At 42.3% G+C, this 14,741-nt stretch carries 12 protein-coding genes; 5 read left to right on the top strand and 7 right to left on the bottom strand.

Annotated elements, in window-relative coordinates; genetic code table 11:
• The first annotated feature begins 102 nt into the window (after positions 1–102).
• Positions 103–1,209, top strand: coding sequence for an AI-2E family transporter (locus tag ACQKL5_RS09540; RefSeq protein ID WP_427608273.1), 1,107 nt, complete (start codon positions 103–105; stop codon positions 1,207–1,209).
• 51 nt (positions 1,210–1,260) lie between these two features.
• Here the strand turns inward: ACQKL5_RS09540 and ACQKL5_RS09535 are convergent, their stop codons facing one another.
• The 5 genes from ACQKL5_RS09535 to ACQKL5_RS09515 form a co-directional block, all read right to left on the bottom strand.
• Complete coding sequence (locus ACQKL5_RS09535; protein ID WP_427608271.1) at positions 1,261–2,679, bottom strand: NAD-dependent succinate-semialdehyde dehydrogenase; 1,419 nt, start codon at positions 2,677–2,679, stop codon at positions 1,261–1,263.
• Positions 2,680–3,015: 336 nt separating this feature from the next.
• The gene (locus ACQKL5_RS09530) at positions 3,016–4,284 is read right to left on the bottom strand and encodes a dicarboxylate/amino acid:cation symporter (protein WP_427608269.1); all 1,269 of its coding nucleotides are present in this window, start codon (positions 4,282–4,284) and stop codon (positions 3,016–3,018) included.
• Positions 4,285–4,479: 195 nt separating this feature from the next.
• On the bottom strand, positions 4,480–5,391 hold the full coding sequence (locus tag ACQKL5_RS09525) for a ketopantoate reductase family protein (protein ID WP_427608267.1): 912 nt from the start codon (positions 5,389–5,391) through the stop codon (positions 4,480–4,482).
• 138 nt (positions 5,392–5,529) lie between these two features.
• Entirely contained in the window at positions 5,530–6,081 is a 552-nt protein-coding gene (locus ACQKL5_RS09520; protein WP_427608265.1) for a 3D domain-containing protein, read from the bottom strand.
• 371 nt (positions 6,082–6,452) lie between these two features.
• The gene (locus ACQKL5_RS09515) at positions 6,453–7,520 is read right to left on the bottom strand and encodes a M20 family metallopeptidase (protein ID WP_427608262.1); all 1,068 of its coding nucleotides are present in this window, start codon (positions 7,518–7,520) and stop codon (positions 6,453–6,455) included.
• 157 nt (positions 7,521–7,677) lie between these two features.
• On the opposite strand from ACQKL5_RS09515, the gene ACQKL5_RS09510 reads away from it, so the two are divergent.
• Entirely contained in the window at positions 7,678–8,184 is a 507-nt protein-coding gene (locus ACQKL5_RS09510) for a general stress protein (protein WP_402966516.1), read from the top strand.
• A 49-nt stretch (positions 8,185–8,233) separates the two neighbouring features.
• Here ACQKL5_RS09510 and ACQKL5_RS09505 read toward each other — a convergent pair whose 3' ends face one another.
• Positions 8,234–10,225, bottom strand: coding sequence for a methyl-accepting chemotaxis protein (locus tag ACQKL5_RS09505; RefSeq protein ID WP_427608260.1), 1,992 nt, complete (start codon positions 10,223–10,225; stop codon positions 8,234–8,236).
• An 844-nt stretch (positions 10,226–11,069) separates the two neighbouring features.
• Here ACQKL5_RS09505 and dacB point away from each other — a divergent pair.
• Positions 11,070–12,515 (top strand): D-alanyl-D-alanine carboxypeptidase/D-alanyl-D-alanine endopeptidase, encoded by a 1,446-nt coding sequence (gene dacB / locus ACQKL5_RS09500; protein WP_427608259.1) that lies wholly within the window; start codon positions 11,070–11,072, stop codon positions 12,513–12,515.
• Here dacB and ACQKL5_RS09495 read toward each other — a convergent pair.
• Complete coding sequence (locus ACQKL5_RS09495) at positions 12,498–13,178, bottom strand: HAD-IA family hydrolase (protein ID WP_427608258.1); 681 nt, start codon at positions 13,176–13,178, stop codon at positions 12,498–12,500. The two genes, dacB and ACQKL5_RS09495, sit on opposite strands and share 18 nt — an antisense overlap.
• 84 nt (positions 13,179–13,262) lie before the next feature.
• Here ACQKL5_RS09495 and ACQKL5_RS09490 point away from each other — a divergent pair, with 84 nt between their 5' ends.
• Positions 13,263–13,868 (top strand): uridine kinase family protein, encoded by a 606-nt coding sequence (locus tag ACQKL5_RS09490; protein WP_427608256.1) that lies wholly within the window; start codon positions 13,263–13,265, stop codon positions 13,866–13,868.
• A 202-nt stretch (positions 13,869–14,070) separates the two neighbouring features.
• Positions 14,071–14,712, top strand: coding sequence for a 5,6-dimethylbenzimidazole synthase (gene bluB, locus ACQKL5_RS09485; protein WP_427608255.1), 642 nt, complete (start codon positions 14,071–14,073; stop codon positions 14,710–14,712).
• Positions 14,713–14,741 lie beyond the last annotated feature (29 nt).

Below are 14,741 nucleotides of genomic sequence, written 5' to 3'. Positions count from 1 at the left end.
TTATAGAAGTATGGTAAACTTCTTACAATGATGAGTTACATTATAAAATTTTACATACATAATTGATCATTTTTTTCTTTGGAAAATATAGGAGGAGATACCTTGTTCAAGGCCAAGCTACATTTTTGGACATTAGAGCTATTGCTATTGTCTGTATTATTTTATGTGGGTACGAAGATATCATTTCTTTTTGAACCCATCGTGATTTTTACTTCAACGTTGTTCTTCCCCATACTTATTTCTGGTTTTCTTTATTTCTTATTCAATCCGACTGTCGATTTGCTCGTTAAAAGAAGAATACCGAGAGGATTGGCGATTTTACTGATTTACGTGGTTTTCCTCGGTTTAGTGAGTTTATTGGTCGGCCTTGTCGGTCCATCCCTTTCTCGACAGGTCACGGATTTAATCAGTAACCTACCGGATTACTTTAATCAATCAAGAGTTTTCATTGAAGATTTATCGAAATCAAGATGGTTCATGTGGACGATGGAGCAGGATTATGTATCGTTGAAAAAAGTGGGAGACTCCCTTCAATCATACCTGACGAACCTACCTGGTAATATTACCAAAAGTCTTTCTTCCGTATTCAGCGTCGTCACGAATATAACCTTGGTCATCGTAACGGTTCCATTCATCCTGTTTTACATGTTGAAGGATGGTGACAAGCTTCCAAGCGCCATCATGAAATTTGTACCGGCTCGTTACCGCAGACCGGCATTATCGGTTCTTCAAGAGACTGGAGAGACCCTTACTACATACATCCAGGGGCAAATGCTTGTCTGCTTGTTTGTTGGAATAGGAACCTTCATTGGCTATCTAATCATTGATTTGCCTTATGCCTTCCTATTTGCATTGATTGGTGCAGTCACCAATATCATTCCATATGTCGGACCGTTTATCGGGGTCGCCCCTGCGGTGATTGTGGCCTTGATACATTCGCCGACACAGGCGCTCTTGGTCATACTGGTCGTCACGATCGTGCAGCAGTTGGATGGGAATGTCATTTCTCCTTTGGTCATCGGGAAAAAGTTAAACACCCATCCGCTAACGATCATCATCCTTTTGCTGGTCGCGGGAAATATAGCGGGTATCATTGGAATGATTCTCGCTGTACCGACTTATTCCGTCATTAAGACGATTGTCTTGAATATCGTTAAGTTCATCAGGATCAGGAAAGAAGAAAAGCTGGAAGAAGACTTAATCGAATGAAAAAATGGGACCGACTCTTTGAGAGTTGGTCCCATTTTTGGTTCAAGGAGATTATAAACCTAATGAAATATATTTAACTTCTAAGAATTCTTCGATACCATGATGTCCACCTTCGCGTCCAAGTCCGCTTTGCTTGAAGCCGCCAAATGGTGCCTGTGGAACGGAAGGAAGGCCATCATTCAGGCCGACGATACCGAATTCCAAGGCTTCGGTGACTTTGATGCCCCTTGAGATGTTCTCGGTGAAGACATATGCCGCCAGACCGAAAATGGAGTCATTCGCACGTTGAACGGCTTCTTCATCTGTCTTGAATGAGGCGATGGGAGCTAAAGGTCCAAACGTTTCTTCATTCATACATAGCATGTTATCGTCGATGTTGGAAAGGATGGTCGGTTCAAGGAACAGCCCACCGATCGATTTTCCGCCAGCTTCGAGTTTGGCTCCGCTATTGATGGCTTCGTCAATTTGTTTTTGCACTTTCTCGACAGCATTCTGGTCGATAAGCGGTCCGATATCCACGCCTTCTTCCAAGCCGTTGCCTACTTTCAGTTCATTTACCTTGGCAACAAGCTTTTCAATGAAGGCTTCTTGGATGGATTCATGAACATAAATGCGGTTTGAACACACGCATGTTTGTCCGGCGTTCCGGAACTTGGAACTGATGATGCCTTCAACGGCTTTATCAAGGTTGGCATCTTCTAGAACGATGGCTGGTGCATGTCCGCCAAGTTCAAGTGATACTTTCTTCACGGTATCGGCGGATCCCTTCATTAGGGTTTTACCGACTTCCGTTGAACCAGTGAAGGTCAACTTGCGGATACGGGTATCTTGAAGCCACGTTTCGCCGATTTCAGAAGATTTACCGGTCACAACATTGATGACGCCTTTTGGAATGCCTGCTTGTTCAGCTAATTCGGCCATCTTCAATGCTGTTATCGGCGTAAGGTTTGCCGGTTTAATGACAACAGTGCAACCGACGGCAAGGGCAGGTGCCACTTTTCTCGTGATCATTGCTGCCGGGAAATTCCAGGGAGTGATGACGGCTACGACCCCAACTGGTTGTTTGGTTACAAAAAGTCGCTTATTCGTAGTGGAAGCAGGAATCGTTTCCCCATAAACCCGTTTTCCTTCTTCGGCAAACCAGGATAAAAATCCATTCGCGTAGTTCATTTCCCCAAGGGCTTCTTTTAATGGTTTCCCTTGTTCCTCTGTCATGATTCTAGCTAATTCTTCTTTATTATCGTCAATTAATTTATGCCATTTCCATATTAATTCCGAACGTTCGTACACAGAAAGTGCAGACCAATCTGTAAAGGCCGCATATGCAGCGTCCGCAGCTTTGGCTGCTTCCTTGGCTCCACCTTTTGGAACAGTGGCTACGATTTCATCCGTTGCAGGGTTCTTCACTTCAATTTTTTCAAGTCCATGATCGGACCATTCCCCATTAATGTATAATCCGTAATTTTTCATGATAAAACCTCCCGTTTCGTATATTTTTGTTCTCTATTTAGATTAAATGTCTATATGCTGATACCATCTGCTATCTAAAAGTATAAACACTTTTCGGGAAATCATAAATGAATATGATTGGCTAGTTTTTAGAAAGAGCTAATAAGTACCGTCGAAAGGGAGGGTAAAATGTATGGAGGAAGCGGTTCTTATGTACATATAGTGGGGAAAGGTTTATTGAGATTATGGATTTTCTTACTATTCTTTTTGAACAAGTGGAGGGGGAGTTCATATACAAAAAAGATAGAGCCAAGCAGAGTTCTCCGCTTGGCTCTATCCTCTTTGTATTGAGTATTCTTACCGATCTGTGGAGGCTGCCACTTCGTCCAAATTGTTATAGTTTGAATGATTTGGATCAAATTCGCCTTCTGTTTTAGAGATGACAACTGTAGCAACACTGTTTCCGATAAGATTTGTGATGGCACGAGCTTCCGACATGAAGCGGTCAACCCCTAATAGAAGTGCCATACCTTCAACGGGAATCATTGGGAAAGCAGCTAAAGTCGCGGCAAGTGTAATGAAACCGGATCCTGTTACGCCTGCAGCCCCTTTAGATGTTAACATCAATATCCCTAGAAGAGTTATTTCCTGCCAGATGCTTAAGTCCACGCCATAGGCCTGGGCGATGAAAATGGCCGCCATCGACAGGTAAATCGATGTGCCATCAAGGTTAAAGGAATAACCAGTTGGGACAACCAATCCGACAACGGGTTTTGAACATCCATAATTCTCAAGTTTCTTCATCACACTTGGCAAAGCGGATTCAGAAGAAGATGTACCTAATACTAATAGAAGTTCTTCTTTCAAATAAGCGATGAATTTGAAAATGTTGAAGCCATAGAATTTGGCTATGCTTCCAAGGACTATGATGATGAATAGCGCCATTGTGATATATACGCTAGCCATTAATTGTCCTAAGGAGCTTAGTGAACCAAGACCGAATTTCCCGATTGTATAAGACATTGCCCCAAAAGCGGCAAGTGGCGAAAACTTCATGATGATCCCAACGATGCCGAAGAAAATATCAGCAATATGTTGGAGGAAGGAGACGACTGGTTGGACTTTTGGTCCGACCATAGCCATTGAGATACCGAATAAAACGGCAAAGAATAAAATAGGGAGTAAATCGCCACCAGCCATTGCAGCCACGGCATTGTCCGGAATGATGTTGGAGATGAAGGCTATAGCGCCGTGTTCCGTTTCCTCGGCAGCAGTTGTATATTGCGATACATCTCCGCCTTCGACTGATTCAATGTTAAAGCCTTTACCCGGTCCTAACAGGTTGACCACGATAAGACCAATTGCAAGGGCCACGGTGGAAACGATTTCGAAGTAAAGTAGGGCCTTTCCGCCGATACGGCCAACCTTTTTCATGTCACCCATGCCACCGATACCGATGACGACCGTTAAGAATATGATTGGTGCAATGACCATTTTTATCATTTTAATGAATAAATCAGCCAAAATCTTCAGCTGTTCACCGAAAGCAGGGAATAAGAAACCGACTGTGATACCTAGGATGATACCTATGATGACTTGGACAGTTAAATTCTTTAATAGTTTCATGCTATATTCTCCTTTGTTATATGATAGCGCTTTCTTTAATTAAGTATAGTGTAACAGATGAAAGAGTCAGAATATTCTTTTGGTGATATTGTTCTTTTTGGTCTTTTTGGTCTTTTGAGGGTGAGGGGAGGCTGGTGGAGAGAACCTTGCAGAACGTCAAGAAAAGCACCAGTCGATATCGGTGCTTTAGGAAATTCATTGTTCAAAAGGTTTGATTAGGGCGTACAGGGTTTCAATAACAGGAAGTTGGATATTGGCTTTTTTGGCGAGCCTTAGGGCACCTCCCTGTAAATGCTCCACTTCCAGCGAATGGTTTTTACGGCGGTCCTGATGCATGGATGAAGTAGCTTCATCAGGCAAAGCCGCTATGTCATCCAATGCTTTAGCAATGTTCTCATCTGTCAATCCAATGCCGTGAGCGTTAGCGAGCATCTGCATTTCAATGAGTGCCTTTTCCAGTAATCCATGGGTTTCTGGATATTTTCGGATGGTCCCTATCGGAAGGTCGGATGCTGTTGTTACACCGGAGAAAGCCGTGATGAACATATATTTAATCCATAGTCGTATTAATATATGTTCCGTTCTGCTTGCTCCCATGATGGCTGAATTGACGGCTTGCTCAAATTCGTCACAGATTTCTTGCTGAGAGGGATGAAGCGGGCCATATACCAAATCGTGGCTTCGGTTCGAATGGATGACATGCCCCTTTTCGTTTAATGTAGCGATAATGAAGGCACTTCCCCCAATGACGTTCTCTTCTCCCAGCTCCTTTTGGAGAATGGAGATATGCTCCAAACCATTTAATAGAGGAAGGACTTTTGCTCCTTTATCGACTAGATTCTTCAAGTCTGGTAATGTTCCTTGAAGGTGGAATCCTTTAACTGTCAAAAGCACTAGGTCGACCTGTTGTATGTCATTTATGTCCTCCGTGAAATGAAGGTCGTTAAATTCATAGTTTCCATGTGGACTTGTTATGCGCAGCCCTTGATCTCTCATTTGTTGAGCCCGGTTTCTACGGACGAGGAACTGAACCTGCTGTCCGGCTTGCTGCAATCTACCTCCATAATAGGAACCTAGTGCACCGGCCCCGATAATGACTATTTTCAATATGCGCACCTCACTTCTGATTAGATGAATTAATCATACCATTAACGGAATTTTCGGTAAATATGTGTGAGGTAAGAACTAGAGAAGGGAAATAAGGCAAAAAAAAAACAGCCACAATGTTACAAGCTGTTTACGACGTTATTGATAGACTTTAACTTTTACTGTTTTTCTGCCCCAATTAAGAGCTTTTGTTTTGGAAGAATAGAAGACGTCAATTTTATTTCCTTTAATCGCACCACCTGTATCGGCTGCGATTGCTTCTCCGTATCCTTCTACATGAACTTTTGTTCCTAGTGGAATGACTTTAGGATCGACGGAAATGGCTTTGACTTTTGGATTTTTCTTTAAATTAAGACCTATTGCCGTAACCCCACTGCATCCTTTGCAGTTTGCTGTGTAGGCAGAAGCGTTTACCGTTAACGTTTTGTATTTCTTTGAAGCTGTTTTTGCTTTAGGTGTTGCTTTAGTTGAGGACTTCTTAAGTTTTAATGTTTGTTTTACTTTGATGTTATCATTTTTAAGGTTATTCCAACTCTTCAGTTGGTTGACCGTTATGTTATGTTTACTCGCGATGCCCCATAGTGTGTCACCACTTTTAACTTTATATGTAGTAGTAGCAGCTGATGAAACTCCGGAAAAACTAAATACCAGGAAGAAAGCAGTGATAATTGGAAGTAGTATTTTTTTCAAAATATATATTCTCCTTTGTTTTAAAGCGTAGACTTAGAATAACAGGTCTATATGACAAGGATGTTTCGGTGATATAGTAATTGTGTTACAAAAACATTTCAAATGAAAATAAACTAGGTCAAAAGAATTAAATTTTTCATGGTTTTTAGAAAAAATTTGACGATATATTCAGTTTATTTGATTGAAAATTCAATAAAATACTATATTTTGTATATAATGGGTATCGAAATGGGAGACGATATGCCTATTCCTTTTGTTTTTTATTTTAATAGACTCAGTGAGGTGGAGAAGGAGAGTATGGAATTCTAGTGTTTTCTATTCATCCATAAAAAAAAGCCGATAGATACGAACTATCGGCTTTGAGACATTTCTTATTTTTGTAATGTGAACTCAGATGCGAAATCAACGAGCATTTTTTGATAGACTTCAACTGATTCGAGATTGACGTTTTCCCGGTCTCCATGCCAATTCTCTCCTTTTGGACCGAATTCGATGGCTGGAATGCCATAAGCGGCGAAGAAGATGGTGTCGGCGGAGCCATGTTGCCCGAAAATAACAGCTTCCTGTTTGGTATTCTTTTCAATGATTGGTCGGAGCAGGGTAATGAAAGGATCCTTTTCCTCGGTATTTACGGGCTTGCTGTACATGTTGACATGCACGTTCTTGCCTGCCACGCTTTCGATCTGCTCGACGATTTCCTCCATAGTTTGGGTTGGTAGATAACGGATATCAAGACTGAGCAAACAAGCGTCCGGTACTTTATTGTATACATCTCCACCCTTTATTTTTGCAAGATTGAGTGAAGGGGAAGCGTAAAGGGGGGTATGATCCTGGGTGAAAGGAAGTTCCTGAATCTTTTTGTAAATATCATAAGCCTTCTCAATGGCGTTGACGCCCTCCCATGGCCGGCTTCCATGTGCTGATTTACCGGAAACCTCGATGTCCAGACGAAGGGAGCCTTTTGCCTGAAGGCCGATGCCTAACTGTGTGGGTTCCGCACAGATGACGAAATCACCCCGATATCCGTGCTTCGCCAAATATCCAGAACAGTTCAAACCACCGATTTCTTCATCAGAAACGATTTGTAGCTGTACTTTCAATCCCAATTCTCTATCTTTTAATTCGGAGAAAGCACACATCATGGCTGCAACCCCAGCTTTCATGTCCGCTGTCCCGCGACCATATAAATTTCCTTCATGTATCTCCGGGAAGAATTGATCAGGGCTTCCGCTGACCACATCGACATGGCCGTTCCAAATCACCGTTTTATCTCCGTGGCCAATTTCGCTAACGAGCATTTTGTACCCGTTATTTTCTATTACATTCACAGTCAATCCCTCTTGGCTAAGCCAATTGGCGCAAAAATCAACCGCTTTGTTGGCCCCATCCTTAGAGGAACTTTCAATGGAAACTAAATCTTTAAGTAAATCGATAAGCATAAAAAAACCTCCTATAAATATGCAAACTACTCTTTTATATACCCGTTAAAATGGGCTTGAACCTTTAATCTTTTTCAGTGGAAATGTGTTTAGCACCTCGAAAACCGGGGGTATGTAAAGAGGGAGCGAGAAACATTCTTTAAGGAGGATGATAGAAATGGATAAACGTATAATTGGTGTATATGATACTGGAGCAGAGGCCATTAAGGCAGTTGAGGCATTACAAGCTGAAGGATATACTCAAGATGATATTTCTGTGGTCGCTAAAGATAAAGAAGAATTAAGAACGGTAAATAAAGAAACAGGTACGAAAGTCGAGGAAGGGCTTGCTACCGGTGCTGCTACTGGTGGGGTACTAGGCGGAACAGCTGGATTCTTAGCAGGAATTGGTGCATTGGCCATTCCGGGTATTGGACCAGTGCTTGCAGCTGGACCAATCGCTGCCACATTAGCTGGTGCAGCGGTCGGAGCAGGTACAGGAGGTTTGGCTGGTACATTGATTGGCCTCGGAATACCTGAAAAAGAAGCGACTCGATATGAGACAGATGTTAAGAACGGTAAGTTGCTTGTATTAGTGGATGCGGATGCGAAAAGAGGAAATTCCTCTTACACAGGCATTACGGAAACGGATGAAACGTTAACTAATCCACGAAGACCACTTTAATATAGAAGGTAGAAAAAGAGCGGAGCCTTTGGGCCCGCTCTTTCTTTGTCTAAAAGATGAATTTCTGGATTTCCCGATGCATTTCCTGCGAGAGGGCATCTAATTCTCCAGCAAGGACATTTAATTGTTCCATGGAGGCATTGGTTTCTTCAATGGAAGCTGAAACTTCTTCTGTACCAGCTGCAGCTTCCTGACTCACAGAATTTAAGTGTCCGGCATTTCTTGACATGACTTGTACTTGGGAAACCATTTCTAGCATTATACTTTTTATTTCATCAAAGTTACTGAATGTGGTCGAAATAATCGATGCAATGTCACCAAAAGCTACTTCGGTGTCGGTGACGGACGTACTCTGTTGATCGATTTTTTGGTTGACCTGTTCAATCAGGTTAACTGTATTCGTAGTATCAGCTTGCATGGCATAGATAATTTCCGATATTTCCTTCAATGAGTGTTCCGTTTCCTCGGCCAATTTTTTCACTTCATCGGCAACGACGGCAAAACCTTTTCCATGCTCGCCTGCTCTGGCGGCTTCAATGGCTGCGTTCAAGGCAAGTAAATTGGTTTGCCTGGCAATTCCCGTTATGGTTTTGACGATATCACTTACAGTACGGGAGCGTACGTCGAGTGACTTCACGGCTGTACTCATATTATGGGATATGAGGGCTGTTTCATCGAATTGCTGTTTCAGGTCCTGGACAGTAACCAACCCATTTTCCGATGCTTTGAACATGCCATCGGATGCCTGGGCCATCATTTCAGTCTGATTATTAAGGGTGCTAATTTTATCAGCCATGAGCTTTACAGCAGTTTCATTATTTTGGCCGACTTCGATTTGGTCTATGGCGCCTGAAGCGATTTGTTCCATTGTCTTGGCCACCTCATTTGCAGCAGCTGAATTCTCTTCCGCACTGGAAACGAGCAACATGGAGGAATCGGAAACTTTCCTTGAAAGGCCATCGACGTTTTTTAGCATATGACTCATATTTTGTGACAATGTGTTGGTGTCTTCGGAAAGCTTGCCGAGTTCATCATTTCTCGTAATGGAAATCGTAGTTGCGAAATCACCGCCAGCCATTTTCCTGATGGATTCTTGAAGGCGTTTAATGGGCTTCGTTATAGAACGAGTGACAAAAATGGTGAAAAGGGTAGCCAGAGCAAAGGTAATGAGTATGGCCAAGAGATTATGGTTGATCATGGAGCTCGTCCGGTCCAATACTTCATCTCTATCCACGATACCGGCTATTTTCCAGCCTGTGGTAGGATTGGATGAATATCCAATGATTTGGCTTTTATCCCCATACTCCTCCATCATGGATCCGGAATCATCCTTCATTCGTTGGAAAATAGGTTCTTTGGAAATATCCTGATTGATTTTCGATTTGTCAGGGTGTGCAATGAAAGACCCTTTCTCATCGAGTAAAACAGCATACCCGTTTTTACCGAATTTCGTTTGATTGAGCTTCGTGATTAACGTATCGATTGAAATGTCGATGCCAAGAACACCAACCAACTTATCTCCATCATAAATCGTCCTGGCTGCCGTGATGACAAGAGTATTGGTCGCAGTATCGGTATAAGGATCCGTCCACACGATTTCATTCTTATCCTTCAAGGCAGCTTGGTACCACTCGCGTTTCCTTGAATCAAAGTCAGTAGGAAAACTGGCTTTAGGAAATATGATGATGTTGCCTTCCTTCTCGGTGCCCATGTACACACCATTGATCTCCTTATTGGTCGATTGGGTGTTGGCAAACTCAGACAAGATTCTATCGGTATCTTTAGTAGGGGTGGTCATGGTCCCATACTTGCTCATCCTGTTAAGATGATCTTCTGTTTTTTGAAAAAAGCTCTCGAACGATTCATTAATGTTCTTTACTTGCCCTTCCGTCGTATTTTTCAGTTCATCTGTCGTTAGTTCAATGGTTTGATTATAGGCAAAGTAAGATATGACCATTCCACTGATTATAATTAAAGTTAAAAAGGGAATCAGTATTTGTTTTTTGAGGGAATTGAAATACCAATTTTTTAGACGTTTCATGGTTAAGCTCCTTTTTATCTACTTCATTTAAGTTCTATAGATATTTCGGCTTAAATCTATGATTATTTAGTATTATGTTAGAAAATTCACAGAATTTATTGGCGAAAGGAGATGGATGGAGAACTATAATCTGGAGTTCATACAACAACTGCCAGATGAAAAGAGCTGACCGGAATACAGTCAACTCTTCTTTTAATTGGTTACTCGGTCGGCATACCATGTGTAAAAATCAACGGCATAGATGTTTATAGCGTTATTTTTTTGCATCCCTTGAGTTACTGGAAATTTTAAAAATAAAGAGCCCACTAAAGAAAATAACTGGTATTCCTACAATAAAATAAAGAATACCTTTGGGCATGAACATATCATAAAAATATAAAAATAGTACAACCCAAAGAAATAGGACAACATATGTATTTAACTTTTTCATTATTACTCTATCACCCTTTTAATTTATTAAAGATTAATCCAACCATTATTAGATCTGTTATCTCTTTTATCAAGTTGTTTAGCAATTTGAGTTCCAACATCTAAATAATTCAAAGCAACAGTGACGAAAGAGCTTTATAGCTAGGTTTGCTGCTTCCATCCTCTAAACGACTAACAATCGCTTTGTGAATGTTTTTTCACTTTTCCCCTCTCTATTCAAATTACTTATATTCGCTTCGGTTATTAGTGATATAGTAACAAACTTTGAATGGTCTTCTATAAATATTCATGATTCTTGAATATTGAATCGGTATTTTGTGAATGCATAAGAAGAATGTCTGGTATGGAAAAAGAAAGTTGGTGAAACCATATGTCCTTTAAAAGAAAAGTAACTGTTATTTTCTTTCTGATTTTGATGTGCTTTTTTAACGGGGAAGCGATGCAGGCGGCTTATGAAGAGAAATCGATGGCAAGGGAAATACACCGTATCGTTCATGAGTCGCCTGCTTTAACCGGTGCCTTGGCCGGGATTTCGATTCGATCAGCACGTACAGGGGAATTGGTGTATGAGCATGATGCGGAGATAAGGATGAGGCCAGCTTCCAATATGAAGTTACTGACAGCGGCAGCGGCACTCGAAATTTTAGGGGAGGATCATGTTTTTCAAACGGAACTATACATTAAAGGAGTACAGGTCGCAAACGTCCTTCAGGGGAATGTGTATTTGAAGGGGAAAGGAGATCCGACGTTGCTAGAAAAGGACTTTGATGGTTTGGCTAAGGAGTTGAAGCAACAGCATATCACCTATGTCCATGGAGACCTTATCGGGGATGATACTTGGTATGATGATGAGCATTACTCTCCTGATATCGTTCGTAGTGATGAGCAAGAGTACTACGGTGCGGCCATTTCAGCCCTGAACGCTGCCCCTGATGAAGAGTATGATACCGGAACGGTTCTTTTAGAAATATCACCAGGAAAAAGGACTGGGAAAAAAGCAATCGTGGCGATGCAACCACAGACGGATTATGTCAAAGTCATTAATAAAGCCAAAACCGTACCCGCGGACGGAAAAAAGAAAATCAAAGTCGAACGCGATCATGATCGGAATGTGATGACGATCACGGGGACGATACCCGAACATAGTGTGACGACGAGAGAATATATGGCGGTGGTTGATCCCACCGGTTACGCACTAAGAGTATTTGAACAGTCCATGAAGAAACAGGGCATCAAGGTATCGGGAGAAAGAAAACAGGGAAAAACGCCGGCACAGGCGAAAAGGATTGCGACCCATGAATCGATGACACTTCCACAGCTGCTCGTCCCTTTCATGAAATTGAGCAATAATAGCCATGCCGAAGTTCTGGTGAAAGAAATGGGCAAGGTTTTGAACGGGAAGGGCAGTTGGGAGGATGGATTGGAAATAGCCGAAAGTAAGCTTAATCTGATGGGGATGGATATGGAGTCGGTCATGATGCGTGATGGTTCGGGCATTTCCCAAGTTAATCTGATATCAGCAAATGAACTGACAAACTTGCTCTATGTAGCTCAAGATAAAACATGGTTTCCTTCCTATTTAAATGCATTACCGGTTGCTGCCGTGAAAGACAAGATGATCGGTGGTACATTGGGAAATCGTATGGAACAGACGGCTGCAGCAGGAAATGTCCGTGCAAAAACCGGGACGATTTCCGCTACAAGTACTTTGTCCGGATATGTGACAACCAAAAGCGGGGAAGGCATCATCTTTTCAATCCTCTTGAACAATTTCGTAGAGGATAAGGGCATCAGGGACATCCAAGATAAGATAGCCGTGTGGTTAGCGGAACAGGAAAATTTGTTAAAAAGTGAGCGCTGATCGTCTTTTTAAGACAAACGCCTGTAATTCCAAAAAGTCCTTGATGAGAAAATCGGCGCCAGCCAATTCATTCGCAGCGGCAAAACCAAATTGACAGCCAACAGCGACTAATCCGTTTTCCTTTGCCGCTTCGATATCGGATTTCCGGTCGCCAACCATGACGGCCTCTTCAATCGTGTAGTCTTTCAACAACATGTGGACGACATCGGTTTTCGATCCTACCAAAGATCTTTCAACACTGTATACGTCTGTAAGAAAGTCATGCAGTTTAAAATAGGCACAGAGCTCTTCCAAATATTTTTCTAATCCATTGCTGACGATGAAGAGTGGAATACCACGTTGTTTGAAGAGTGACAAGGTCTCGATGACGTTTGGGTAAAGCTGGCCTTTTCCTTCTTTGATCTCTTGGTTCAAACACTCAAGAAAAAGTTTGTCTGCTTGATTCCTGATTGATTCGTCGTGATTGGGCAAAAGAGTTTCCCAAACCACCTTTAATGGAACGCCCATGATTTTTTGGTAGACAGCAAGAGGGGCTTCTCCTTGCCAATGTCCTTCTGATCGAAGGACTTCGAACGTTTTTTCAAGTGAAGAACCTAAAATCTTGTTTGTTTGAAACAGGGTGCCGTCCATATCAAAGATGACGGCAAACGGAATAGTACTCATGATTTGCACCTCTTTATTTTTTTGCCCCCGAAGGAGGATTCCAAGGGAGGGGATATAGAATTAGATAGTAGAAGGAGGGGTTCAATGAATTTCCCAACCATTCGTGGACAGCACACGATTTCCAAGCTTATTGCTGATATAGAGAAAATGTCTACTGAACAAACGCCCTTTTTACTTGCCATAGATGGCCGTGGTGGTTCTGGAAAAAGTACACTTGCTGCCCATATTCAAGCTCATTCTCAAGGTGTCACGATTGTTCATATGGATGATTTTTATTTACCTTCCACAATGAGAGCCCCATTGCCTCCAGACAAGAATGTAATTGGTGCCGATTACGATTGGCCCCGTATGTGCAGTCAGGTTTTGCAACCGCTTACTTCTGGCAGTAACGCAGTGTACCAACGTTACGACTGGGAAACGGATGCACTGGCTGAGTGGCATACCGTCCCATCGGGTGGAACCGTCATTATTGAAGGTACCTACTCCACTCGTCTTGAATTGGCTCCATTCTATGATTATACCATTTGGGTGGAGTGCCCCCGAGATAGGCGATTAGCTCGAGGAATTGAGCGGGATGGAGAAGAGATGCGTCCTATGTGGGAAGATAACTGGATGGTCTATGAAGATCTCTATGTTGATGCACATGGCCCACGTGGTAGGGTGAATCTTGTTGTGGACGGAACGAGATGAATAGGGTCTCATTCTTTTCGTTTCTCGCGGATGACGGTCTTGTACCCCACGTCCATTTCCCCTTGCTATCCATCATCGAATCCGGTCTTTGGTCATAGAATATGAGGATGAGCTTGCTTTTCATTATAAGGGTTTACCTGTAAAATTCATATTGGATATGTAGATGAATTTCTCTAAGAGACAGAGATATTGGAGGAGACGTATGTTTACTAACGAAGAACAAGCTGGTGTATATAAAGCGATTTTTAACCGGAGGGATATCAGGAGTTTTTTACCCGACCCGATATCAAAGGATACCTTGTATAAGATTTTGGAAGCGGGACATCATGCCCCGTCAGTTGGGTTCATGCAGCCTTGGAGTTTCATTGTCGTTTCGAATCCAGACATTAAAGAGCGTTTGGCCTGGGCCGCGGATAAAGAGAGAAGGGCGCTTGCCGTTCATTATGAGGGCGAAAAAGAAAACAAGTTTCTTAGTTTGAAAGTGGAAGGGCTGAAGGAAGCACCCTATACGATTTGTGTAACATGTGATCCGACGCGGGGAGGTTCACATGTGTTGGGACGAAACTCCATTCCTGAAACGGATATTCTATCAACAGCCTGTGCCATTCAGAATATGTGGTTAGCCGCTTGTGCGGAAGGGTTGGCAATGGGGTGGGTCAGCTTTTACAAGAAAAATGACATCCGTGATATCTTGGAAATCCCGCCACACGTCGAGCCTGTCGCTCTGATGTCGATCGGCTACACCGATCAATATCCCGATAAACCGATTCTTGAAACGGCTAAATGGGAAAAGCGACGGTCGATGGATGATTTGATTTTTCTAGATAAATGGGGGGAAAAGTAGAATTTGTAGGGTTCATCTTATAGAAAGCT

Origin of the sequence: Peribacillus sp. NPDC097675 (assembly GCF_050277655.1) — a bacterium.
Taxonomy (GTDB): domain Bacteria; phylum Bacillota; class Bacilli; order Bacillales; family DSM-1321; genus Peribacillus.
Note: the sequence above shows the minus strand (reverse complement) of the source record. Positions and strands in the feature narration are given on the sequence as shown.

Excerpts from the sequence above, each read along its gene's own strand:
- ACQKL5_RS09490 (WP_427608256.1), top strand. The coding sequence starts at position 13,263 with ATGAATTTCCCAACCATTCGTGGACAGCACACGATTTCCAAGCTTATT.
- ACQKL5_RS09515 (WP_427608262.1), bottom strand. The coding sequence starts at position 7,520 with ATGCTTATCGATTTACTTAAAGATTTAGTTTCCATTGAAAGTTCCTCT.
- ACQKL5_RS09530 (WP_427608269.1), bottom strand. The coding sequence starts at position 4,284 with ATGAAACTATTAAAGAATTTAACTGTCCAAGTCATCATAGGTATCATC.
- bluB (WP_427608255.1), top strand. The coding sequence starts at position 14,071 with ATGTTTACTAACGAAGAACAAGCTGGTGTATATAAAGCGATTTTTAAC.
- ACQKL5_RS09505 (WP_427608260.1), bottom strand. The coding sequence starts at position 10,225 with ATGAAACGTCTAAAAAATTGGTATTTCAATTCCCTCAAAAAACAAATA.
- ACQKL5_RS09535 (WP_427608271.1), bottom strand. The coding sequence starts at position 2,679 with ATGAAAAATTACGGATTATACATTAATGGGGAATGGTCCGATCATGGA.
- ACQKL5_RS09495 (WP_427608258.1), bottom strand. The coding sequence starts at position 13,178 with ATGAGTACTATTCCGTTTGCCGTCATCTTTGATATGGACGGCACCCTG.
- ACQKL5_RS09510 (WP_402966516.1), top strand. The coding sequence starts at position 7,678 with ATGGATAAACGTATAATTGGTGTATATGATACTGGAGCAGAGGCCATT.
- dacB (WP_427608259.1), top strand. The coding sequence starts at position 11,070 with ATGTGCTTTTTTAACGGGGAAGCGATGCAGGCGGCTTATGAAGAGAAA.